Origin of the sequence: Glycomyces sp. NPDC047010 (assembly GCF_040644205.1) — a bacterium.
Classification (GTDB): Bacteria; Actinomycetota; Actinomycetes; order Mycobacteriales; family Micromonosporaceae; genus Glycomyces.
Window position 1 is genome coordinate 113,841 of sequence record NZ_JBEYVY010000006.1, and the last position, 20,384, is coordinate 134,224.

Annotated in this window: 20 protein-coding genes; 11 read left to right on the plus strand and 9 right to left on the minus strand. The window is 72.6% G+C overall.

Going from position 1 to position 20,384, the window contains the following annotated elements:
- Positions 1 to 37: 37 nt before the first annotated feature.
- From AB0A65_RS13785 to AB0A65_RS13810, 6 genes are all read right to left on the minus strand, one after another.
- Entirely contained in the window at positions 38 to 880 is an 843-nt protein-coding gene (locus AB0A65_RS13785; protein WP_359951049.1) for a carbohydrate ABC transporter permease, read from the minus strand.
- Positions 877 to 1,785 carry a sugar ABC transporter permease gene (locus AB0A65_RS13790; RefSeq protein WP_359951051.1) on the minus strand — a complete coding sequence of 303 codons (909 nt, stop codon included), beginning with the start codon at positions 1,783 to 1,785 and terminating at the stop codon, positions 877 to 879. Before AB0A65_RS13790 ends, AB0A65_RS13785 begins: the two co-directional genes overlap by 4 nt.
- Before the next feature lie 12 nt (positions 1,786 to 1,797).
- Positions 1,798 to 3,195, minus strand: a complete 1,398-nt coding sequence (gene ngcE, locus AB0A65_RS13795) for an N-acetylglucosamine/diacetylchitobiose ABC transporter substrate-binding protein (protein WP_359951053.1) — start codon at positions 3,193 to 3,195, stop codon at positions 1,798 to 1,800.
- Between the two features lie 56 nt (positions 3,196 to 3,251).
- Entirely contained in the window at positions 3,252 to 4,025 is a 774-nt protein-coding gene (locus tag AB0A65_RS13800; protein ID WP_359951055.1) for an SIS domain-containing protein, read from the minus strand.
- The gene (locus AB0A65_RS13805; RefSeq protein ID WP_359951057.1) at positions 4,022 to 4,945 is read right to left on the minus strand and encodes a MurR/RpiR family transcriptional regulator; all 924 of its coding nucleotides are present in this window, start codon (positions 4,943 to 4,945) and stop codon (positions 4,022 to 4,024) included. The genes AB0A65_RS13800 and AB0A65_RS13805 overlap by 4 nt, the downstream gene beginning before the upstream one ends.
- Positions 4,946 to 5,086: 141 nt before the next feature.
- Positions 5,087 to 6,181 (minus strand): hypothetical protein, encoded by a 1,095-nt coding sequence (locus AB0A65_RS13810; RefSeq protein ID WP_359951059.1) that lies wholly within the window; start codon positions 6,179 to 6,181, stop codon positions 5,087 to 5,089.
- Between the two features lie 223 nt (positions 6,182 to 6,404).
- On the opposite strand from AB0A65_RS13810, the gene AB0A65_RS13815 reads away from it, so the two are divergent.
- Positions 6,405 to 7,361 carry an NAD(P)-dependent alcohol dehydrogenase gene (locus tag AB0A65_RS13815; RefSeq protein ID WP_359951061.1) on the plus strand — a complete coding sequence of 319 codons (957 nt, stop codon included), beginning with the start codon at positions 6,405 to 6,407 and terminating at the stop codon, positions 7,359 to 7,361.
- Positions 7,362 to 7,404: 43 nt separating this feature from the next.
- On the plus strand, positions 7,405 to 8,334 hold the full coding sequence (locus tag AB0A65_RS13820; protein WP_359951063.1) for a diacylglycerol kinase family protein: 930 nt from the start codon (positions 7,405 to 7,407) through the stop codon (positions 8,332 to 8,334).
- A gap of 12 nt (positions 8,335 to 8,346) precedes the next feature.
- On the opposite strand, the gene AB0A65_RS13825 is transcribed toward AB0A65_RS13820, so the two are convergent.
- Positions 8,347 to 9,363, minus strand: coding sequence for a LacI family DNA-binding transcriptional regulator (locus AB0A65_RS13825; RefSeq protein WP_359951065.1), 1,017 nt, complete (start codon positions 9,361 to 9,363; stop codon positions 8,347 to 8,349).
- A 218-nt stretch (positions 9,364 to 9,581) separates the two neighbouring features.
- On the opposite strand from AB0A65_RS13825, the gene AB0A65_RS13830 reads away from it, so the two are divergent.
- The 5 genes from AB0A65_RS13830 to AB0A65_RS13850 all read left to right on the plus strand — a co-directional run bounded on the left by AB0A65_RS13830 (position 9,582) and on the right by AB0A65_RS13850 (position 14,711).
- Positions 9,582 to 10,577, plus strand: coding sequence for a LacI family DNA-binding transcriptional regulator (locus tag AB0A65_RS13830; protein WP_359951067.1), 996 nt, complete (start codon positions 9,582 to 9,584; stop codon positions 10,575 to 10,577).
- A 46-nt stretch (positions 10,578 to 10,623) separates the two neighbouring features.
- Positions 10,624 to 11,061, plus strand: a complete 438-nt coding sequence (locus AB0A65_RS13835) for an RpiB/LacA/LacB family sugar-phosphate isomerase (RefSeq protein WP_359951069.1) — start codon at positions 10,624 to 10,626, stop codon at positions 11,059 to 11,061.
- A gap of 51 nt (positions 11,062 to 11,112) precedes the next feature.
- Positions 11,113 to 12,438 (plus strand): MFS transporter, encoded by a 1,326-nt coding sequence (locus AB0A65_RS13840; RefSeq protein ID WP_359951071.1) that lies wholly within the window; start codon positions 11,113 to 11,115, stop codon positions 12,436 to 12,438.
- Positions 12,439 to 12,681: 243 nt separating this feature from the next.
- The gene (locus tag AB0A65_RS13845; protein ID WP_359951073.1) at positions 12,682 to 13,494 is read left to right on the plus strand and encodes a SigB/SigF/SigG family RNA polymerase sigma factor; all 813 of its coding nucleotides are present in this window, start codon (positions 12,682 to 12,684) and stop codon (positions 13,492 to 13,494) included.
- Positions 13,495 to 13,589: 95 nt separating this feature from the next.
- A complete protein-coding gene (locus tag AB0A65_RS13850; protein ID WP_359951075.1) occupies positions 13,590 to 14,711 on the plus strand; it encodes a xylan 1,4-beta-xylosidase in 1,122 nt (373 codons plus the stop codon).
- A 53-nt stretch (positions 14,712 to 14,764) separates the two neighbouring features.
- Here AB0A65_RS13850 and AB0A65_RS13855 read toward each other — a convergent pair whose 3' ends face one another.
- A complete protein-coding gene (locus tag AB0A65_RS13855; RefSeq protein ID WP_359951598.1) occupies positions 14,765 to 15,562 on the minus strand; it encodes a TetR/AcrR family transcriptional regulator in 798 nt (265 codons plus the stop codon).
- Between the two features lie 76 nt (positions 15,563 to 15,638).
- On the opposite strand from AB0A65_RS13855, the gene AB0A65_RS13860 reads away from it, so the two are divergent.
- The 4 genes from AB0A65_RS13860 (at position 15,639) to AB0A65_RS13875 (ending at position 19,669) form a co-directional block, all read left to right on the plus strand.
- The gene (locus AB0A65_RS13860; protein ID WP_359951077.1) at positions 15,639 to 16,871 is read left to right on the plus strand and encodes a DUF418 domain-containing protein; all 1,233 of its coding nucleotides are present in this window, start codon (positions 15,639 to 15,641) and stop codon (positions 16,869 to 16,871) included.
- Positions 16,872 to 17,034: 163 nt separating this feature from the next.
- Positions 17,035 to 17,871 carry a type II CAAX endopeptidase family protein gene (locus AB0A65_RS13865; RefSeq protein ID WP_359951079.1) on the plus strand — a complete coding sequence of 279 codons (837 nt, stop codon included), beginning with the start codon at positions 17,035 to 17,037 and terminating at the stop codon, positions 17,869 to 17,871.
- A complete protein-coding gene (locus AB0A65_RS13870; RefSeq protein WP_359951081.1) occupies positions 17,871 to 19,016 on the plus strand; it encodes a histidine kinase in 1,146 nt (381 codons plus the stop codon). The genes AB0A65_RS13865 and AB0A65_RS13870 overlap by 1 nt, the downstream gene beginning before the upstream one ends.
- Entirely contained in the window at positions 19,013 to 19,669 is a 657-nt protein-coding gene (locus AB0A65_RS13875; RefSeq protein ID WP_359951083.1) for a response regulator transcription factor, read from the plus strand. Before AB0A65_RS13870 ends, AB0A65_RS13875 begins: the two co-directional genes overlap by 4 nt.
- On the opposite strand, the gene AB0A65_RS13880 is transcribed toward AB0A65_RS13875, so the two are convergent.
- Positions 19,662 to 20,360, minus strand: coding sequence for a MerR family transcriptional regulator (locus AB0A65_RS13880; protein WP_359951085.1), 699 nt, complete (start codon positions 20,358 to 20,360; stop codon positions 19,662 to 19,664). The two genes, AB0A65_RS13875 and AB0A65_RS13880, sit on opposite strands and share 8 nt — an antisense overlap.
- Positions 20,361 to 20,384: the final 24 nt, after the last annotated feature.

Consider the following 20,384-nt stretch of genomic DNA (forward strand, 5'->3'; position numbering starts at 1 on the left):
TCCTGTTGAACTCGTGTCGCACGGATCTGGGGACGGGTCAGCGGACCGCGCCTGCGGTGAGGCCGGCGCGGATCTGGCGTTGGAAGAGGACGTAGGCGGCCAGGACCGGGAGGATCGCGATGACGAGTCCGGCGAAGAGGCCGGAGAAGTCGCTGCGGTAGCCCTGGCTGACGGCGAGGGCGGCGAGGCCCTGGGCGAGGACGTAGCGGTCGGGGTCGGGGTTGAGGACCAGGGGCAGCAGGTACTGGTTCCACAACCCGAGGAAGTTGAAGATGCCGACGCTGACGATGCCGGGGCGGGCCATGGGGAGCATGACCCGGAAGAACACCCCGGCGTGGGAGCAGCCGTCGATGAACGCGGCTTCGGCCGTGGCCGCGGGGAGTCCGCGGAAGAAGGCGTGGAGGAAGAACACGGTGAACGGCAGGGCGTAGGCGGCGTACACGAGGATGAGCCCGTGGTAGGTGCCGAGGAGGCCGAGCTGGTCCACGACGAAGAACAGCGGGACGAGGGCGAGGAACACAGGGAAGAGCATCCCGGCGACGAGTCCGAAGTAGATGACGCGGTTGCCGGGGAAGTCGTAGCGGGCGAGGCAGTAGGCGGTGAGCGCGCCGAGGAGCATGACGAGGACGAGGGCGCCGCCCACGACGATGAGCGTGTTGAGGAGGTAGCGCCCGATCTGGGCCTCCTGCCAGGCGCGGACCCAGTTGCCCCACTGGGGGGACGCGGGGAGGGACCACGGGCTGGCGAAGATCTCGGCGTCGGTCTTGAGGGAGGAGAGCACGGCCCACGCGAGCGGGAGGGTCACGAGGAGGGCCCAGACGGCGAGGACGAGGTGGAGCGCGGCGTCGGTGAGGCGCGGTTTCGCACCGTTCGGTCTCATGCGAGTTCCACCTTCTCTCTCCTGGTGGCGCGCAGGGCGAGCGCGGTGAGCGTGAGGGTGATGAAGAAGAGCGTGACGCCCATGGCGGAGGCGTATCCGAACTCGCCGTAGGTGAACGCGGCGCGGTAGAGGGTGAGGCCGATGACCTCGGTGGCGTTGTCGGGGCCGCCGGGCCCGACGGTCATGATCTGGACCAGCGCGAACCCGTCGAGGGCGAGGATGCCGAGGTAGACGTAGGCGACCTGGACGCTGTCCCACACGAGCGGGAGGGTGATGCGGCGGAACACGGTGAAGCGGCCCGCGCCGTCGAGGGTGGCGGCCTCGACCACGTCGGTGGGCACGGACTCCATTGCGGCGGTGAAGAGGACGACGTAGAAGCCGACCGCGGACCAGACCATGACGGCGGTGACGGCGGGGAGCGCGGTGGCGGGGTCGGCGAGCCAGGCGCGCTGGAGGCCGTCGAGGCCGACGGCGCCGAGGACGCCGTTGAGGAGCCCGTCGCCGGGCGTGTAGACGAACTGGAAGAGGACGCCGAGGATCGCCACGGACAGCAGCTGCGGGAAGAAGTAGACGATGCGGTAGAGCCCGGAGCCGCGCACGCCGCGCCTTTTCGTGCCGCCGCCGAGGGTGAGGCAGGCGGCGAAGAACAGGGCGAGCGCGATCGTGGCGGTCGGCACGACCACGAGCATGATCCCGTTGTTGCGCAGGGCCGCGAGGAACAGGGGGTCGGACCAGAGGTCCGCGAAGTTCGCGAGGCCCACCATGCCGGCCTCGGCGGACAGGCCGTCCCAGTCGGTGAGGGCGAGGTAGAACGCCTGGGCGTAGGGCGAGACGACGAAGACGCCGTAGAGGAGGAGGGGCGGCGCGAGCGCCCCGATCAGGAACCGGTACCTGCCGTGCCGCATGGCCGCCCCCTCTCAGCGCTCGTACTTGACGATTGAGTCGTCGGCGGCGACGGCGTCCGCGGCGGCCTGGATGCGGTCGGCCCAGGCTTCGGGGTCGGCGCGCCCGGCGAGGAGCTCGCCGGTGGCGGTGTCCACTTCGACCGCGAGCTCGGGGTACCAGGTGCGGTACTTGTAGCCGAAGACGTTGTCGCCCGCGGTGTCGAGGGCCGCGGCGACGGAGGCGAGGCCGGGCGAGAGGTCGAGGCCGTCCGTGGCGCCCTTGACGACGGGCATGGCCTTCGCGGACTCGGCGAAGCCGCGGGCGACCTCGCCGGAGAAGAGGCAGCGGAGGTATTCGAGGCCGCCGCGCGGGTTGAGGGCCTGCGCGGGGACCAGGAACGACTCGCTGCTGGAGCCCTGGACGGCGCCGTCGGGGAGGGCGTCGGCACCGGTGAGGGCCGGGACGGCGGCCATCGCCATGTCGAAGCCCTCGGGGGTGACGTCCTGCTGCTCGCCTTCGAGCCAGGAGCCGCACGGGATGAACGCGGCCTGCCCGGTGCACCAGGCGTTCTGGGCCTCGGTGTGGGAGAGGCCCTCGGAGCCTTCGAGGATGTGGCCGCCGGTGACGAGCCTGTGGATCGCGTCGGCGGCGGCGAGGACGCCGTCCTGCCTCCACGCGTCGGGGGCGAGGTTGTCGATGGCGTAGACGAGGTCGAGGCCGCCCGCCTTGGCGGCGAGGGACTGGAGCGGGTCCATCATGTACTCGGGGTACTTGCCCTGCCAGGTCCACGGCGCGATCCCGGCGTCCTTGATCTCACCGCAGAGGGCGAGCATGTCGTCCCAGGTGGCCGGGACGGTCCAGCCGCGGGAGTCGAAGAGGCTGCGGGAGTACCAGATCCCCCAGACCACGTAGGAGTAGTTGAGGAAGCTCGCGGTCCCGTCGAGCGTGCCGTCCTCCACGACGCCGGGCAGCAGGAGGTCGCGGACTTTCACCGCCGGGTCGTCCAGGCTCGGGGCGTCGAGGAGGTCGGCGAGGTCGGTGAGCTGGCCCGCGGCGGCGAGCGCGGCGATGTCGAGGCGCCCGGCGCCGGTGTTGTCCACGACGTCCGGCGGCTCGCCGGACACGAAGCGCGGCTGGAGGACCTCGCCGACCTTCTGGAGCCCTTCGTGGGTGACGGCGGCGCCGGGGTGGCGCTCCTCGTAGAGGGTGACGGCGTGCTGCGTGTACTCCGAGCCGAAGCCGCCGTCGAAGACGACCACTTCGAGGTCGGCGTCCTCGGGGACGCCCAGGGGGTTGTCGTCGGTGACGGCGCCGGTGGCCTGCTCGGCCGGGCCGTCGCCGCCCGCGGTGACGCAGCCGGAGAGCACGGCCGAGGCACCGGCCATTGTGGAGAGTTGCAGGAGGGTGCGGCGGGAGGAGCGGACGTTCATGAGGGGCCTTTCGTGGGGGTTGAAAGGGACAGGCGGAGGGGTTGGGGCGGCGGGGGTCAGGCGGTGCGGCGGATGCGCCCGGCGTAGCGGGCTTCGAGCGCCAGGTTGTGGTCGTCGCCGCCGGGGATGTTGGCGGACAGGTAGACCGGCGGCTCGTGGCCGGCGTCGATGAGGCGCTGCACGGCCTCGCCGACGACCATCTGGGCGAGCACGGCCGAGGTCACGGATGAGACCGCGCCGACCGCGCCGCCGCCGGGCAGCGGCATCGCGGCGTCGCCGTAGGGGGCGCCGTTGTCGAGCACCACGTCGGCGATCTCGCTGAGCCGCTTGCCGGACGGGTGCCGCGACGGGGTCTGCGCGCTGTGCTCGGCGGAGGTGAAGGCGATCAGGGGGTGGCCCTTCTCCTTCACGAGGAGCGCGAGCTCCACGACGACGCCGTTGATCCCGGAGTTCGAGGCGACGGCGAAGACGTCGGCGGGCTCGGTGGGCACGGTTTCGAGGAGCTGGCGCGCGATGTCGGGGTTGCGCTCCAGGAACGGGTCGGCGAGGACCTCCAGCGGGCGCCCGCCCGCGAGGACGAGGTCCCGCAGCGCGATCTTGTTGGAGGGCACCAGGCCCCCGGCCCGCCCGGCCAGCTCCATCGCGAGCGCCTCGGAGTGCCCGGAGCCGAACGCCTGGAGCACGCCGCCCGCCGCGATCGAGTCGGCGATGAGCCGCGCGGCCTCGGCGACGGCGTCGGCCTGCCGCTCGCCCACGCGGCGGACCGTCTCGGTCACGAGGTCGAGGTAGGCCGCGCCGGTGACGCGCGCGGGGGTGGGTTCGGTGGTCACTGGTCCTCCTGGGGGCGGTTGCGGCGGTTGCGGTTCGGCTCGTCGGCGAAGCGGTGCGCCTGCACGGCGCGGGCGGTCACCTCGAACGCCTCGGTGGTGCGCTCGTAGGTGCGCTGCGCGACGGCCACGTAGATGAGGTCGAGGACGAGGAGCTGCGAGTGCAGCGCCGAGAGCGCGGCGAGGCGGAACGTCGTCTCGTGGACGGCGGTCGTGAGCACCACGTCGGCGGCCTGCGCCATCGGCGAGCGGTCGAACGAGGTCACGGCGACGGTGAGCGCGCCCTGCTCGCGGGCCTCGGCGAGGACCTCCACGACCTCGCGGGTGCGGCCGGAGTGCGACAGGCCGATCGCCACGTCCCCTGGGCGCAGGAGCGCGGCGTTGGTGAGCGCGGTGTGCGCGTCGGGCCGGAACCAGCAGGGGACGCGGATGCGCTCCAGGCGGAACGCCAGTTCCCTTGCGGCCGTGCCGCTGCTGCCCAGGCCCACGAGTTCGACGCGGCCCGCCTCGGCGACGGCCCCGGCGACCCGGTCGATCCGGTCGAGGTCGAGGCGGGAGGCGGTCTCCTGGATCGCGCGGGAGTCGGCGCTGGCGACGATCCCGAGGACGCGGTCGAGCGGGTCGCCCGGCTCGATCTCGCGGTCGATGTCGGTCTCCCAGCGGGCCTGCTCGGCGCGGCCGCCCTCGGCGGCGAGGGCCACGCGCAGCTCGGCGTACCCGGAGAAGCCGAGGACGCGGCAGAAGCGGGTGACCGTGGCCGTGGAGGTCCCCGCCCGGTCGGCGAGGTCCGCGATGGACGCCCGCGCCGCGCCGTCCGGGTCCTCCAGGATCTGCGTCGCGACCCGTTGCAGCGCATCGGGAAGCGTCGCGAGCTCCGTTCGGAGGCGCCCCACCACGCTCTGGTTGCGCACTGTCGCCGTCACTGGAAATTCCTTTCATTGAAGGTTCCTTATGAAGAAAATTACGATGAACCGGCGGCCAAGTCAACGCTTCAGGAGAATTAATTTCATCGCGGCGCACGGAAAGGGCGCCCGGGCCGCGGCCCGGGCGCCCGCGGGAGGAGGTCAGGACTCTTCGGCGGCGGTCTCGGCGGGGGCCGGTTCCGCCTGGGCCCGTTCGCCTACGGGCCACAGCTGGAAGAAGTCGGCGTGGAAGGCCAGGAGCGGGAACGTGACCGCCAGGAGCGCGGACGCGATCCACACCTCCAGGTCGAACGTGGGCGCGCCGGACGGGAGGTCCCCGGTGAGGACCGGCGCGAGGAGGCGGTAGACGAGGGCGAGGACGGTGCCGATCACGGCGGCGGCGACCGCGGCTATCACGCCCTTCAAGGGCTGCTTGAACTTCGCGAACAGCGAGCCCTCGAACGTGTTGAGCATGAGGATGGAGCCGAAGATGAACGGGATCGGGACGGTCACCAGGTACACGGGCGCGTCCTGGCCGAAGGCCCCGGTGCCGAGCAGGTAGGCCACCGCGGCGATAGCGAAGGCGGCCACGGTCCACACCGCGCCGAGGACCGGCTGCCGCATGAGCTTCGGGAAGCGCGACAGCGGCCACAGGTCGAAGTGGACCATGAGGAACATGGCCGCGACGGTGGAGACGAGGAAGGCCACGGCGCTCCAGCCGTCGAACAGGCCGCCGGGGTCCTGCTCGGGGATGTAGAGCGGGCTGCCTTCGAGGAACGCGAAGTCGAAGCACACCAGGAAGACCGCGACGGCGATGGCGTAGCAGGCGACGAGGAGGGCGACCCCGGCGATGAGCTTGTTGCGGATGCGGGCGAACGGCCATCCCTGCCAGATGACGGTGAGCCAGAAGCACACGACGACCGAGACGATGATCGCCTGCACCAGCGGCGGGGTCGGCGGGGTCTCCCCCGCGCCGACGGTGACGACGTAGAGGAGGGCGACCACGAGGCCCGCGAGGAGGGCCAGGACGAGGTGGATGAGGCCGCGCAGGGGCTGGCGGCGGGCGGCGGCGAAGGCGGGCTGCTCGGCGTGCCAGAACACGCCGATGACGAGGCTCGCGGGGATGGCGCACATGAGGTAGTACGAGACCCAGCCGGCGAAGGTCGGCCAGTCGAAGAGGGAGATGAAGACCAGGGCCACGACCATGATGAAGAGCGCGGCGGCGACGCCGCGCACGGGCTGCTTGAGAGTGGGCATGCGCTGACTCCTTTCTTCAGTCGGAGGGCGGTCCGGGCCCCGCGAGGTGGGCGCGGGGCCGCATCGAGTGCATTTACGCAGCTCGATGTGTTGGTGATCACATTGCTCTGGTGAGGCGGTGATTGTCAAGGCCCCCAGGAGGTGCGGATGCCTCCGATCGCGGACCCGGCCCCGGCGCCGGTCCGTCTATGCTGGACGCTCCGGCGCGAGACAGGAGTCCGCCATGCGAGCCGTCGTCCAGAAGCGGTACGGGAGCCCCGACGAGATCGAGATGGGCGAACTCCCCCGGCCCGAGCCCGCGGAGGGCGAGGTGCTCGTCAAGGTCAGGGCGGCGTCCCTGAACGGCTCGGACCGCGAGAACCTCGCCGGGAGCCCGTTCTACGCCAGGCTCGGCGGGCTGCGGAGCCCGCGGATGCCGGTGCCGGGGTCCGATGTGGCCGGTGTCGTGGAGGCAGTGGGGAGCGCCGTCACCGAGTACGCGCCGGGCGACGAGGTCTTCGGGGAGCTGCTCGGGTACCGGGGCGGGCTCGCAGAGTACGTCGCGACTCCCCCGAAGCTGCTGGCCCGCAAGCCCTCCGAACTGTCGTTCGTGGACGCGGCGGCCGTGCCGCAGGCCGGGTGCATCGCCCTGCGGGCCACGGCGGGCGTCCGCGAGGGCGAGAAGGTGCTCGTCAACGGCGCGGGCGGCGCCGGGGGCGCGATGGTCGTCGGGCTCGCCAAGCACTTCGGCGCCGAGGTGACCGCCGTGGACCGGGCCGACAAGGCCGACTACCTGCGGCGCGTGGGGGCCGACGAGACGATCGGGTTCGAGGATGAGGACTGGGCCGCCCGGCGCGGGGCCTGGGACCGGATCGTGGACCTCGTGGGGCACCGCTCGCCGTACCGCGTGCAGCGGGCGCTGCGCCCGGACGGCCGGTACCTGATGGTCGGCGGGCACGCGCGCATCCTCCTCGCGGTGCTCCTCGCCGGGCCGACCGCGGGCGTGCGGTCCGGCAAGCGGGTCCGGGTGCTGGTCGTGCCGCAGTCGCGCGCCGACCTCGAAGCGGTGACGGCCCTCGTGCTCGACGGCGCGGTGTCCCCCGTGGTCGACCGGGTGTACCCGCTCGCGGCGGCGCCGACGGCGTTCCGGCGCATCGCCTCCGGCGACAATCGGGGGAAGGTTGTCGTCGAGGTCTCGTGAGCCCGTTAAGCTGGGCGTCCTTACGCGACAAGGAGACGACGAGATGGCAGGCAACCGGATCGCGATCGTGTGGAACCCGTCCAAGACCGCCAAGGAGGACCTGCGCAAGGCGCTCCCGGCGACCGACGCGGCGCTGACCTGGTACGAGACGAGCCCCGACGACCCGGGCCGCGGGGCCGCGGACGAGGCGCTCAAGGCGGGGGCCGACGTGGTCGTGGCCGCGGGCGGCGACGGGACCGTGCGGGCCGTCGCCGAGCGGCTGGCCGCGAGCGGCGCGGACGCCGAGCTGGCGATCGTCCCGATGGGCACCGGGAACCTCCTCGCGCGCAACCTCGGGGTGCCGCTGAACAGCCTCCCGAAGGCGATGGAGCGGGCGTTCGAGGGGCGGGGGAAGGCCATCGACCTCGGCTGGGTCGAGGCCGAAGTGGACGGCGAGTCGGTGCGCAGCGCGTTCGCCGTCATGCTGGGCTTCGGGATCGACGCCCACATGATCGCCGAGACCGACGACGACCTGAAGAGCCGCGTCGGATGGCTGGCCTATGTGGAATCGCTGGGGCGGGCGGTGAACGCCACCGAGGTCGTGGACATCGACCTCACGGTCGACGGCGGCGAGCCCGAGCGCACCGCCGGGCACACGCTGCTCATCGGCAACTGCGGGACCCTCCAGGGCGGCATCCGCCTGCTCCCCGACGCCGACCCCTCGGACGGCGAGCTGGACCTGCTGCTGCTCAGCGCCGAGGGCGTGGGCGGGTGGATCGACACGCTCCGGTCCTTCGTGTGGGACAACGGGGTCCGGCGCCTCATCACCGGGCAGGACAAGGCCGCCAGCGCGGACACCGCCGAGCACGGGCGGGCGTCGCAGCTGAGCGTCGAGCTGTCGCGGCCGCTGGTGCTGGAGATCGACGGTGACGACCTCGGGGAGACCGCGTCGTTCACGGTCTCGCTGCAGGAGAAGGCGATCCGGGTCCGGTAAGAACCCGTCCGACTAGCGGCGGGGCGCGGCGACCGAGTCGCGGGCGACGAACTCGGTGGGCAGGTTGAGTTCGGCGCCGCTGGCGTCGCCTTCGATGGCGCCCAGGAGCTTCGCGACGGCGCGCGAGCCCATGTCGCCCCAGGAGCAGCGGACGGTGGAGAGCGCGGGCGCGGAGAGGTCGGCGCCGAAGATGTCGTCGAAGCCGATGAGGCTGAGGTCGCGGGGGACCTCGACGCCGTGCCGGCGGCAGGCGCCGAGGAGGCCGAGGGCGACGAGGTCGTTGTAGGCGAGCACGGCGGTGACCTCGGCGGCCATGACGTCGGCGAACGCGTCGGTGCCGCCCTCGCGGGTGGGCGCCGAGGACTGGATCTCCACGATGGACATGCCGCGGTCGACGGCGAGGTCGTGGGCGGTCACCCACTTCATGCCGTTCATCCAGGACGCCTCGGGGCCGGCGAGGTAGGCGATGCGGCGGTGGCCGAGGCCGTGGAGGAGGTCGAGGGCCTCGACCATGCCGGGGCGCACGTCAGGGGCGACGGAGGGGACGCCGGGGACGGGGCGGTTGACGGCCACGATCGGCTTGGCGGCGGCGAGCTCCTGGATCTGGGCGTCTTCGAGGCGAGAGGCGACGAGGAGGAGGCCGTCCACGGCGATCTGGAGGCGCTCGGCGGTGGAGCGTTCGAGCTCGGCGGACTCCTGGGAGTCGGCGAAGATGAGCATCGCGTCGTGCTCGCGGGCGATCCGCTCGGCCCCGCGCACCAGGTCGAAGTAGACGGGGTTGGTGAGGTCGGAGACGAGGAGGCCGAGGTTGCCGGTCTTGCCGGTGGGGAGGGCGCGGGCCATCGGGTTGGTGCGGTAGCCGAGGTCGGCGGCGGCCTCGCGGATGCGCTGCTCGGTGCTGGCGCTGACGCGGCCGGGCTGGTTGAGGGCGCGGGAGACGGTGGAGGGGTTGACGCCGGTGATGCGCGCGATGTCGTAGATGGTCGCGGGGGTCTTGCCCTTCGCCGCCGGACGGCGCTTGTCGCCCACGGCTCCCCCTTCGGATCGTCGATCGCCGCACGTGGGTGCGGAGCACCGGCAGGACTGACTGAATCATAGGAGTCTATTTCAAGTTCTGTTAACTGGGGAGGCGCAGGAGTTGCGGTCCGGGCTTGCGCTCCCGTCCGGGGCGGTGTTACGTTGGAAACGTTTCCGCCATGGAAACGATTCCATGACATCGGAGTCCAGCGCACAGAGAGGTGCCACCGTTGGCCACGATCAAAGACGTCGCGGCGCGGGCCGGGGTCGCCGTCGGCACCGCCTCCCGCGTCCTCAGCGGCAGCCCCCAGACCTCCCCCGACTCGCGCGCCCGCGTCCTCGCCGCCGCCGCCGAACTCGGCTACATCGCCAACGGCCCGGCCCGGTCCCTGCGCCGCGCCCGCACCGACGTGCTCGGCCTCCTCGTCTCCGACATCCGCAACCCGTTCTTCTCCGAGCTGGCCCACGCCGCCGAGCAGGAGGCCCGCGCCCACGGCTACACGGTGATCCTCGCGAACGCCAACGAGGACGCCGCGCAGGCCGACGCGGTGCTCGACGTCTTCGCCGCGCAGCGCATCGACGGCCTGCTGCTGTCCCCGCAGGGCCCCAAGACGCCCCGCCTGGAGGCGCTGCTCGCCTCGGACCTGCCGATCGTGCTGCTCAACCGGTCGATCGAGGGCGTGGTCGCGCCGCTCTACGGGACCGACAACGCGGGCGGCGTGGCCCAGGCGCTCAAGTGGCTCCAGCGCCGGGGGCACCGGGACGTGGCCTTCATCGGCGGCCCCGAGACGTTCTCCACGGGCGCCGAGCGCCACGACGCGTACCTGGCCGGGCGTGCGGCGCACGGCATCAGCACCGACGACGTGCTCGTGGACGCGGGCGACTTCCTCGCCGACGGCGCCGCGGAGGCGATGCTCCGCATCCTCGACCGCGGCGCGCTCCCCACGGCGGTCTTCGGCGCCAACGGGCAGACCACCCTGGGCGCCATGCGCGCCGTGCACGAGCGGCTCGGCGCCGAGGCGGCCTCGCTCATCGAGTTCGTGTCCTTCGACGACGTCGAGTGGTTCGCCTTCATGTCCCCGCCCGTGAGCGCGGTGAAGAACGACGCCCCCGAGATCGGCCGCGCCGGCGTCAGGGGCCTCCTCGCCCTCATCGACGGCGGCACCGCGGCCCCGCAGCGCATCGCGACCGTGTTCATCGACCGCTCCGCGGGCGGCGCCGAGTGAGCGACCACCGAACACCCACCACCGCAACCGGAAGGAACACCACCCGATGAGGATCGCGCTCGGAGCCGACCACGCAGGCTTCCCCATGAAGGACACCGTCCGCGGGGTGATCGAGGGCCTGGGGCACGAGGTCCTCGACTGCGGGACCGGGAGCACCGAGCCGGTGGACTTCCCCGACATCGTGCGGGACACGTGCGGTCCCGTACTGGACGGCCGGGCCGACCGGGCGGTCCTGGTGTGCGGCACCGGGCAGGGCGCGGTCATGGCCGCCAACAAGCTCCCCGGCATCCGGTGCGGGCTCGCCCACGAGCCGTACTCGGCGCACCAGGCCGTCGAGCACGACGACGCCAACGCGATCGCCATGGGCGCCTGGCTCGTGCCGCACGCGCTCGTCCCCGACATCCTCCGCGAGTTCCTCGCGGCCGTGTTCGACGACGACGAGGACACGCGCCGCCGGGTCGCCAAGCTCAACGCCCTCGACTGACTCCGCAACCCCCGCAACAGGTCCCGGCACCGATCAAAGGAGATCCCCCGCATGACCCAGGCAGCGACCCCGATACGCAGCCCGCTCGGCTCAAAGGACCGCGTCAAGACCGCCGTCGCGGCGGCCGCGGGCACCAGCGTCGAGAACTACGACTTCATCGCCTACGGCACGGCCGCGGCACTGTACTTCGGCCCCGTGTTCTTCCCGTCCGAGGACCCGCTGACGAGCACGCTCCTCGCGTTCGCGACCCTCGCGGTCGGCTTCGTCATGCGCCCCCTCGGCGGCGCGATCGGCGGGTACCTCGGCGACCGCTACGGCCGCAAGCCCGTCCTCGTCGCCGCCATGGTCGTCATGGGCGCCGCGACCTTCGCGATCGGCCTCATGCCGACGTACGCGCAGATCGGCGTCGCCGCGCCGGTCATCCTCACCGTGGTCCGCATGGTCCAGGGCCTCGCGTTCGGCGCCGAGTGGGGCGGGGCGATCACCATGGCGTACGAGCACGCGCCGTGGCACCGCCGCGGCATGTTCGCCGCGATCCCCCAGTCCGGCAACCCGCTCGGCATCGCCCTCGCCAGCGGCATGTTCGCGTGGAGCGCGACCCTCGAAGGCGACTGGCAGTGGCGCACCCCGTTCCTGTTCAGCGCGGTCCTCGTGATCGTGGCGCTCATCGTCAGGTCCCGGCTCTCGGAGTCCCCGGAGTTCCAGGAGGCGCAGGCCGCCGGGAAGACCGAGAAGAACCCGTTCCTCGCGACCTGGCGGGACGACTGGCGCGGCATCCTCCGGGTGATCGCGCTGCGCGTCGTCGAGTCGTTCGCGTACTACTCGACCGCCACGTACCTGCTGAACTACATCTCCGACCGGGAGCCGGAGCTGCGGCCCGTGGCGCTCGGCGCGATCACCGCCGCGAGCATCACCGCGATCGCCGTGACGTTCCTGGCCGGGACGCTCACCGACCGGATCGGCAGGCGCCCCATCTACATCGGCGGGTGCATCGCGGCGGCGCTGTTCGCGTTCCCCATGTACCTCCTGACGAACGACGGCGAACCGGCGCTCGTCGTCGCGGTGTTCGTCATCGGCATCGGGTTCATCCACGCGGCCCTCACCGGCACGCAGGGCGCGCTGCTCACCGAGCAGTTCCGCACCGCCACGAGGACGTCCGGGGCCTCGCTCGGGTACCAGATCGCCGCCGCGCTCGGCGGGTTCGCGCCGCTCCTCGCGGCCGCGCTGGTCGGGAAGTTCGGCTGGCCCGGCGCGTCGATGCTGTACCTGTTCGCCGCGCTCGTCGGCCTGACGGGCATCCTGCTCACCAGGGAGACCTGGGGCAGGGAGGAGCGCGACCGCGTGAACGCGCTCGTCGCCGCGGCCCGCAAGGGGTGAGGCGGGAGGGGCGGGGCCGGTCGGTCCCGCCCTTGTGTGGTGTCGGATTGACACGTGATGTGCATCACAAACAGGTTTATCCAAAAGAGTTACCCGCCGGTAGGTGACAACTCCCGGAACCGCTCATATGATCAAGGACAAGGCCTTCCGAGGGCACCCCGGCCCTTCGGAGCACTGCCGAGAATAGACGGACAACCCGCACGACGTCTGCGCCCCGGCCGATCACCAATCGGGAGGAAGACGATGAACGACGTACGACAAGACCGCCGCAAGACCCGATCCGAGGAGTACGGCCACCTGGAGCCGCTGTTCACCGAGCTCGAAGGACTCGCCCCGGAGGACCCGAAGCGGTCCGAGGTCAGAGACCGGCTCGTGACCGGCTACCTGCCCCTGGCAGAGCACATCGCGAGGCGCTTCTCCGGCAAGGGGATCGCCAAGGACGACCTGGTGCAGGTCGCCTCGGTGGGCCTCATCCACGCCGTGGACCGCTTCGACACGAGCAAGGGGTCCGACTTCCTCTCGTTCGCGGTCCCGACCGTCATGGGCGAGGTCAGAAGGCACTTCCGCGACACCACCTGGCCGATGCGCGTCCCCCGCCGCCTCCAGGAGCTTCGCCTCAACATCAACAACGCCACGCCCGAGCTCGCGCAGCGCCTCGGCCGCCCCCCGACGGAGGCCGAACTCGCCGCGCACCTCGGGATCAGCGAGCGCGAGGTCCTCGAAGGACTCGAAGCGCGCCAGGCGTACCGGCCCGTCTCCCTCGACGAGTCCCCGTTCGAGGACGACGGCCGGCTCCCCCTGGCCGAGACCATGGGCGACGAGGACGCCGCCCTCGCCTTCGTGGACGACCACGAGTCGCTGGCGCCGCTCCTCCAGGAGCTGCCCGAGCGCGAGCGCACCATCCTGGCGCTGCGCTACTTCGGCGACATGACCCAGACGCAGATCGCCGAGGAGGTGGGCATCTCGCAGATGCACGTCTCGCGGCTGCTCAGCCGCACCCTCGGCGGCCTCAGGGAGGAGCTCGCCGAGTCCATGGCCGAGTCCGTGGACGCCTGAGAAGGGATATCGCCGACCGCATCGCGACGCTTGCCCCGCAGTGTCCGAAGCCATAGCATGAGGTCGGCGATATCCCTTCTGCCATAAGGAGATCCATGACCCTCCACAGAGTAATCGGATCGCGACGACGGGGCCGCTGGGCGATGCTCGGCCTGGCCGGGGCGAGCCTCCTGGCGGTCGCCGCCGTCACGGTCCCCGCGCACGCGGACGGTGCGGACGCGGACGCCGCGTTCCAGGTGGGCGTCACGCACGAGCGCTACAGCGCCGACTGGTGGGGCGACGAGCAGGCCGTCGAGGACGCGAGGGAGATCCTCAGCAGCGTCGGGCCGCTCCAGAATCAGCACCTCATGGGCTTCGGCACCGAGAACCCCTGGCCCGCACAGAATTCGAGCGCCCGGGACTGGGGCAGCCTGGACGAGCGCATCGACCTCATCGAGGCGACCGGAGGGACCCCGGTGGTCACGCTGTGCTGCGCCCCGGGCTGGATGACCCCCTCCGGCGAGGATTGGCCGGACGCGTACGAGGCGCCGCAGCCGCAGTTCTACGACGAGTACGCGCAGCTGTCGGCCGAGACCGCCGCCCGGTACCCGCAGGTCGAGTACTTCCAGGTCTGGAACGAGTTCAAGGGCTTCTGGAACGATGACCTCAACCGCTGGGACTACGAGGGCTACACCGAGCTGTACAACCTGGTCTACGCCGCCGTCAAGGAGGTCCGGCCGGACGCGCGGATCGGCGGGCCGTACGTGTCGCTCAACAGCTTCCAGGACTGCACGCACGACTGCTCCGACCTCGAGGGGTCCTGGGGCACCGCCGACCAGCGCGACCTCGACGCCATGGAGTACTGGCTCGCGAACGCCGACGGCGCCGAGTTCTTCACCGTGGACGCCTGGTCGTCCACGAACGACGGCTACCACCCGGGGACGGCGGGCACGTACAACAAGTTCCGCGACGTCACCGAGTGGATCACCGCCCGCACCGACCTGCCCGTGTGGTGGTCGGAGTTCTACGCCCCCGCGTCCGCTGCGGACGAGTCGAGCTCGGTGGCGCTCATGCGCGCCGCGATCGAGGGGATGCGCGACGGCGGCGCCGCGGTGGCGCTGCTGTGGAGCCCCGAGTGCCAGTCGGAGCTGCCGTGCCTGTGGACCGCGACCTCGGAGGCGGGCGGCGGGCAGGCCACGGAGTACGTGCCACTGATCCAGGAGTTCTCCGGCCGCTAGACGGAGCGGTCCGGCCCCGCGTCCCTCGGGCGCGGGGCCGTTCTGCTGCTCGCCTACTGCCTTTCGGCGGCCGCGACGGCGACGGCCACGCCGTCGAGGAGGAGGTCCAGGCCGAAGGAGAAGTCGTTCTCGCCGGTGTCCTCCCCCGTGTCCTCCAGGAGCCCGCCGCCGAAGAGCGCGGCGGCGTCCGGGAAGCGCTCGGGGTCGACCAGTCGGGCCATCGCGCGCCCGTACTCGCGCTCGGCGGCGGCCTGGTCCAGGCCGGTGCCCTCGCGGCCCTGCGCGAGGGACTGGGCGAGCTGCGCAGCGCTGAGGACGTAGCCGCTGACGATCATGAGCGCACCGACCTTGGCTCCCCAGTCGAGGCGGGTCGGGCGCATGGTGCGGAGCCCGGCGTCGAACCAGTCGATCCCGTTGGGGCCGCTGGGCGGTCCGGAGGGCGGGACCTGCGCGAGCCACGGGTGGGCGGTGAGGACGGCCATCTGCTCGGTCGCCCACAGCCGCAGGCGCTCGCGCCACGGGCCGGTGCCCGCGAGGGACCCGGGGGCCGGGCCCTGGGCGGCGTCGCGCATGAGGTCGAGCAGCTCGTCCTTGGAGCCGACGTGGCGGTAGAGCGACATCTTGGTCACGTCGAGGGCCTCGGCGACCCGCGGGAGGGTCACGGCCGCGATCCCCTCGCGGTCGGCGAGGGCCACGGCGGCGTCCACGACCGTGCCGACGTCGAGCCGGGCGGGGCGGCCGCGCTTCGCATCGGGTGCGATGCGCCACAGCCGCGCCAGCTCCGGCGGCACGCGCTCCTGGTCCATGGCCTGGCCGCCCTCCGTTCTGCTCGTGGGGATGCGGGGGGCCATCATCGCACACCCTATTAGTATCCCTCGTATAGTATCCTTCAGACACTATCTCGGTCCACGGAACGAAGGAATCGACATGACCACCCCGACCACCACCGCCCCGCCCGCCGGGCCCGGCACCGCCCGCGGCCCCGTCCGCCAGGGCGAGCGGGCCCTCGCCCCCGACCTCGCCCGCGGCGCCATGCTCCTGCTCATCGCCCTCGCCAACAGCGCCGGGTACTTCCTCGCCAGCGCCCCCGGCGTCGAGGTCCACCCGCAGGGCTTCGAGCGCGTCTACAACTTCCTCATGGTCGAACTCGTGCACGCCCGCGCGTTCCCGCTGTTCGCCCTTCTCTTCGGCTACGGCCTCGTGCAGCTCTCGCGCCGCCAGGAGCGGTCCGGGGCCTCGCCGCGGCAGGTGCGGAACGTGCTGCTGCGCCGCGGTGCGGCGCTGTTCCTCTTCGGCGCCGTCCACGGCGTGCTGCTCTACTCCGGGGACTTCCTCGGCGCGTACGGCCTCATCTGCGTGCTCTTCACGCTCCTGCTGCTCCAGCGCTCGGAGCGGGTCCACCGCTTCGCGCCCTGGTACCTCGCGGTCGGCGGTGCGTACACCCTCGTGCTCGCGGTGCTGGCCGTCATGGGCCTGGTCGGCGGCGGCAGCGGCGCGGCGATCCCGGTGTCGCCCTTCCCGTCCGCGCTCGCGCCGACGTACCTGGAGTCGCTCGCGGAGCGGGCGGCCGAGTGGCCGATGCACACGCTCACGATCCTGCCGATGATCCTCATGGTGTGGGTCGGCGCGTGGGCCGCGCGGCACCGCATCCTCGAAGCGCCGCAGGAGCACCTGGTGCTGCTGCGCACCACGGCGATCGGCGGCCTCCTGGTGGCGCTCGCGGGCGGCCTGCCGATGGCGCTGCTGACGGCGGGCGCGATCGACATGGACGAGGCGACGGCCGGGTCGGCCAAGATGCTGTACGAGACGTCCGGGTTCTTCGGGGGCCTGGGGTACGCGGCGGTGTTCGGCCTGATCGCGTACGCGCTGCGCGGCAGGGAGAAGCACGGCGCGGTCGTCACGGCGGTCTCGGCGCTCGGACAGCGGTCGCTGACGGGGTACCTGTTCCAGTCGGTGGCGTGGCTGGCACTGGCGGCGCCGTTCGGGCTGGCGCTTGCGGAGAAGTCGTCGAGCCCGCTGCTGGTGTCGGGGCTGTGCGCGGTCCTGGTGTGGGTCCTGACCGTGGTCGCGGCGGACGTGATGCGGCGCCTGCGGTACCGGGGCCCGGCGGAGATGCTGCTGCGGCGCATGGTCTACGCGCGCAAGGCGAGCGAGAAGTAGTCCTCTGAGGAGCGGGGCCCGCCGGTCGGCGGGCCCCGTTCGGCTTGTCCCCCATGGGAGCTACGTCGAAGTGTCAACTTCGCGGGGATTCGGGCGGGCGTGCCCGTCCGTAGCGTTCTAGGCAGCCGCGGCGCCCCCGCCGCGGATCTGCGAAGGAGTCCTCATGAGACTGGTATGGCAGCTCTTGGCGGTCGCGCTGATCGCCTTCCTCGGCGGCCAGGGCCTGTACGCCGCCGACGGGAGCCCGTGGCTGCAACTGGCGATCGGCGCGGTGACCGCGGTGGTCGCGGTCGTCGTGTACCGGTGGGTGGTCGCGAAGACCGAGCGGCGGGACGTGGCGGAGCTCGGGCGGCCGGGCGCCGTCGGCGGGACACTGCTGGGGACGGTGCTGGGCGTGGCGATGTTCGGGTTCGTCATCGCGAACATCGCGTTCCTCGGCCACTACACGGTGGACGGTCTCGGGTCGCCGCAAGGCGCGGTCGGGCTGGTCGGGTTCATGGCCGCGGCGGCCGTCACGGAGGAGCTGCTCTTCCGCGGGGTGCTGCTGCGGATCGTGGAGGGCTGGTTCGGGACGTGGATCGCGCTGGGGTCCACGAGCCTCCTGTTCGGCCTGTCGCACCTGACGAACCCGAACGCGACCCTGTGGGGCGCGATCGCGATCGCGATCGAGGCGGGCGGGATGCTCGGCGCGGCGTACATCGCCACGCGGCGCCTGTGGCTACCCATCGGGCTCCACTTCGGATGGAACGTCGCGGCGTCGGCGATCTTCTCCACGGAGGTGTCCGGGAACGGGACCCCGCAGGGGCTCCTGGACGCGGCGACCACCGGGCCCGTGGCGGTCAGCGGCGGGGCGTTCGGCCCCGAGGGCAGCGGGTACGCGGTGTTCGCGGGGACCGTGCTCACGATCGTGTTCCTGCTCATCGCGAAGCGGCGCGGAAACATCAAGCCGCTCCGTCGCCGCGGCGAGCGCGGCGAGCCCGCCGCTACACTGCCCCGGTGATGGAACTGCGGCAGATCCCGGACCGGTGGCGCCGACTCGACGTCACCGTCCGGGACCTCCCCCTCGGGCTGCTGCTGGCGGCCCTGTCCTTCCTCCCGGTGCTCCGCGGCCACGAGACGCAGGTCGGCGACCTGCCCGGGCGGCCGCTCGACACCCTCGGGTTCGCGATCCTCGCGCTCGAATGCCTCCCGATCGCCCTGCGGCGCAAGCTCCCCGCGGTGAGCCTCGGGCTCGTGGCACTCGGGTTCACGCTCGCCTCGCTCGGGAGCTACCACACGGTCGCGGGCACAGCCCTGCCGATCGCGCTGCTCAGCGCGGGCGCGCACCTGGAGCGCTTCCGGCGCACCGCCATCGGGGTGCTCACCGCGGCCTACGCGGGCCTGGCGGTCGCGCTCACCGGGCTCGGATCGACCGAGGGCGCCGGGAGCTTCCTGGTGTTCTACCTGATGCTGGCCGCCACATGGTGCGTCGGCGCGTGGCTGCGGTCGACGCGGGCGGCGGAGGCCGAGCGGCGGCGCCACGTCGCCGAGACCACCCGTGCGGCGGAGCGGACCCGGATCGCGCGGGAGCTGCACGACGTCGTCACGCACCACGTCACGGCCATGGTCGTCCAGGCCGAGGCGGCCCGGTACCTCACGGCCGCACCGGAACGACTCGACCAGGCGCTCCAGGCGGTGGGCGACACGGGCCGCCGCGCCGTCACGGACCTGCGGCACCTCCTGGACCTACTCGAACCGGGCCGCGGGGCCGAGCCGCGGACGCCCCCGGTGGGGCGGCTGCTCACGCTCGTGGAGCAGACCCGGCAGGCCGGGCAGCCGGTCGAGTTCACCGAGCAGGGCACGCCCGCGGCGTCGACCGGCAGCGCCGACCTCGTCGCGTACCGGGTCGTGCAGGAGGGGCTCACCAACGCGCTCAAGCACGCCCGCAGCAGCCCCACGCGGGTCGTGGTTCAGCATCGGGACAGCGACATCACCGTGGAGGTGGCGACCGAGCGCTCGGCGGCGGTCACGGCCGTGTCCGGGACCGGGCGGGGCCTGGCGGGGCTGCGGGAGCGGGTGGACCTCCTCGGCGGTGAGTTCCAGGCGGGCGCCACGGACGGCGGATTCGCGATCCGGGCGCGCATCCCCGCGCGGGGCGCCTCGTGAGCGCGCCGATCAGCGTCCTCGTGTGCGACGACCAGATGCTCATCCGCACCGGCCTGGTCACGATCATCGACGCCCAGCCGGACCTGGAGGTCGCGGGCGAGTGCGGCGACGGGAAGTCCGCTGTGGACCTGGCCCGGCGGCTGCGCCCCGACGTGGTGCTCATGGACGTGCGGATGCCCGTGCTCGACGGCATCGAGGCCACCCGGCGCCTCGCGGGCGACGGTGTCGCCGACCCGGTCAAGGTCCTCGTGGTGACCACGTTCAACCTGGACGAGTACGTGTACGAGGCCCTGCGCGCGGGCGCGAGCGGCTTCCTCCTCAAGGACGCCCCGCCCGTGCAACTGCTGCAAGGCATCCGCACGGTCGCCACCGGCGCGGCCCTCCTCGACCCGGAGGTGACCCGGGCGCTCGTGGGGAGGTACGCGGCGCGCATCCGCCCCGCGGGCGGGTCCGCGGAGGTCCCGCTGACCCCGCGCGAGCTGGAGGTGCTGCGGCTCATCGCGGACGGCCGGTCCAACGGCGAGATCGCGGCGGCCCTGGTCATCAGCCCCGAGACCGTGAAGACGTTCGTGTCGCGCATCCTCGGCAAACTGGGCCTGCGCGACCGCGTGCAGGCCGTGGTCTACGCCTACCGGCACGGCCTGGTCACCTGACGGGGACCTCCAGGACGGTGGCGGCCGCGCCGTCCCCGTCGACGAGGCGCTCCTCCACTGTGGGCCCCGCGACCGAGAGCCTCTGGCGCCCGAGCCAGGCGAACAGCTCCTCCCCCGCGACGCGGACGCCGCACTCCTCCGGGACGACGGCCCGGACGACCCGCCGCGCGGGCAGGTCCAGCGCTTCGCCGTCCGGGGCGGCGACCGCGGCCTCGAAGCCGCCGCCGGGCGCGCCGGTGAGCCAGGTGAGGAGCACGCCGGGGCCGTCCTCGCAGGCGGCGGCCAGTTCGGACGGGTGCGCGACGGCGATCCTGCGGACCTTGAGGCGCCGCTCCCCCACTGAGGCGACCTGCGGCAGGACCGGGGCCGCGACGGCGAGGCGGTCTTCAGCGGCCGCGAGGGCCGCGGTCATGGCCGCAATCTCGCTGCGCAGCAGCGCGGCCCGCGCTTCGAGGAGCTGCCGCACCTGCTCGTCGGGGGCGTCCACCACGGACTCGATCTCCCGCAGCGTCAGACCGAGGCGCTGCAGGCCGCGGATGCGCTCCAGCCGGACCAGCTCGGCCGCGCCGTACCAGCGGTACCCGGTGGCCCGCTCGACCGCGGCCGGGGGCAGCAGCCCGATCCGGTCGTAGTGCCGCAGGGTCCGCTCCGAGACCCCGGCCATCCGCGCGAGCCTCCCGATGCGCCACATCGCTCCCCCTCCCGACTTGACCTT

Bases quoted from the DNA above. Each gene is read 5' to 3' on its own strand.
- AB0A65_RS13785 (WP_359951049.1), bottom strand. From the start codon at position 880: ATGAGACCGAACGGTGCGAAACCGCGCCTCACCGACGCCGCGCTCCAC.
- AB0A65_RS13790 (WP_359951051.1), bottom strand. From the start codon at position 1,785: ATGCGGCACGGCAGGTACCGGTTCCTGATCGGGGCGCTCGCGCCGCCC.
- ngcE (WP_359951053.1), bottom strand. From the start codon at position 3,195: ATGAACGTCCGCTCCTCCCGCCGCACCCTCCTGCAACTCTCCACAATG.
- AB0A65_RS13810 (WP_359951059.1), bottom strand. From the start codon at position 6,181: ATGCCCACTCTCAAGCAGCCCGTGCGCGGCGTCGCCGCCGCGCTCTTC.
- AB0A65_RS13815 (WP_359951061.1), top strand. From the start codon at position 6,405: ATGCGAGCCGTCGTCCAGAAGCGGTACGGGAGCCCCGACGAGATCGAG.
- AB0A65_RS13820 (WP_359951063.1), top strand. From the start codon at position 7,405: ATGGCAGGCAACCGGATCGCGATCGTGTGGAACCCGTCCAAGACCGCC.
- AB0A65_RS13835 (WP_359951069.1), top strand. From the start codon at position 10,624: ATGAGGATCGCGCTCGGAGCCGACCACGCAGGCTTCCCCATGAAGGAC.
- AB0A65_RS13840 (WP_359951071.1), top strand. From the start codon at position 11,113: ATGACCCAGGCAGCGACCCCGATACGCAGCCCGCTCGGCTCAAAGGAC.
- AB0A65_RS13845 (WP_359951073.1), top strand. From the start codon at position 12,682: ATGAACGACGTACGACAAGACCGCCGCAAGACCCGATCCGAGGAGTAC.
- AB0A65_RS13850 (WP_359951075.1), top strand. From the start codon at position 13,590: ATGACCCTCCACAGAGTAATCGGATCGCGACGACGGGGCCGCTGGGCG.
- AB0A65_RS13855 (WP_359951598.1), bottom strand. From the start codon at position 15,562: ATGGCCCCCCGCATCCCCACGAGCAGAACGGAGGGCGGCCAGGCCATG.
- AB0A65_RS13860 (WP_359951077.1), top strand. From the start codon at position 15,639: ATGACCACCCCGACCACCACCGCCCCGCCCGCCGGGCCCGGCACCGCC.
- AB0A65_RS13865 (WP_359951079.1), top strand. From the start codon at position 17,035: ATGAGACTGGTATGGCAGCTCTTGGCGGTCGCGCTGATCGCCTTCCTC.
- AB0A65_RS13870 (WP_359951081.1), top strand. From the start codon at position 17,871: ATGGAACTGCGGCAGATCCCGGACCGGTGGCGCCGACTCGACGTCACC.
- AB0A65_RS13880 (WP_359951085.1), bottom strand. From the start codon at position 20,360: ATGTGGCGCATCGGGAGGCTCGCGCGGATGGCCGGGGTCTCGGAGCGG.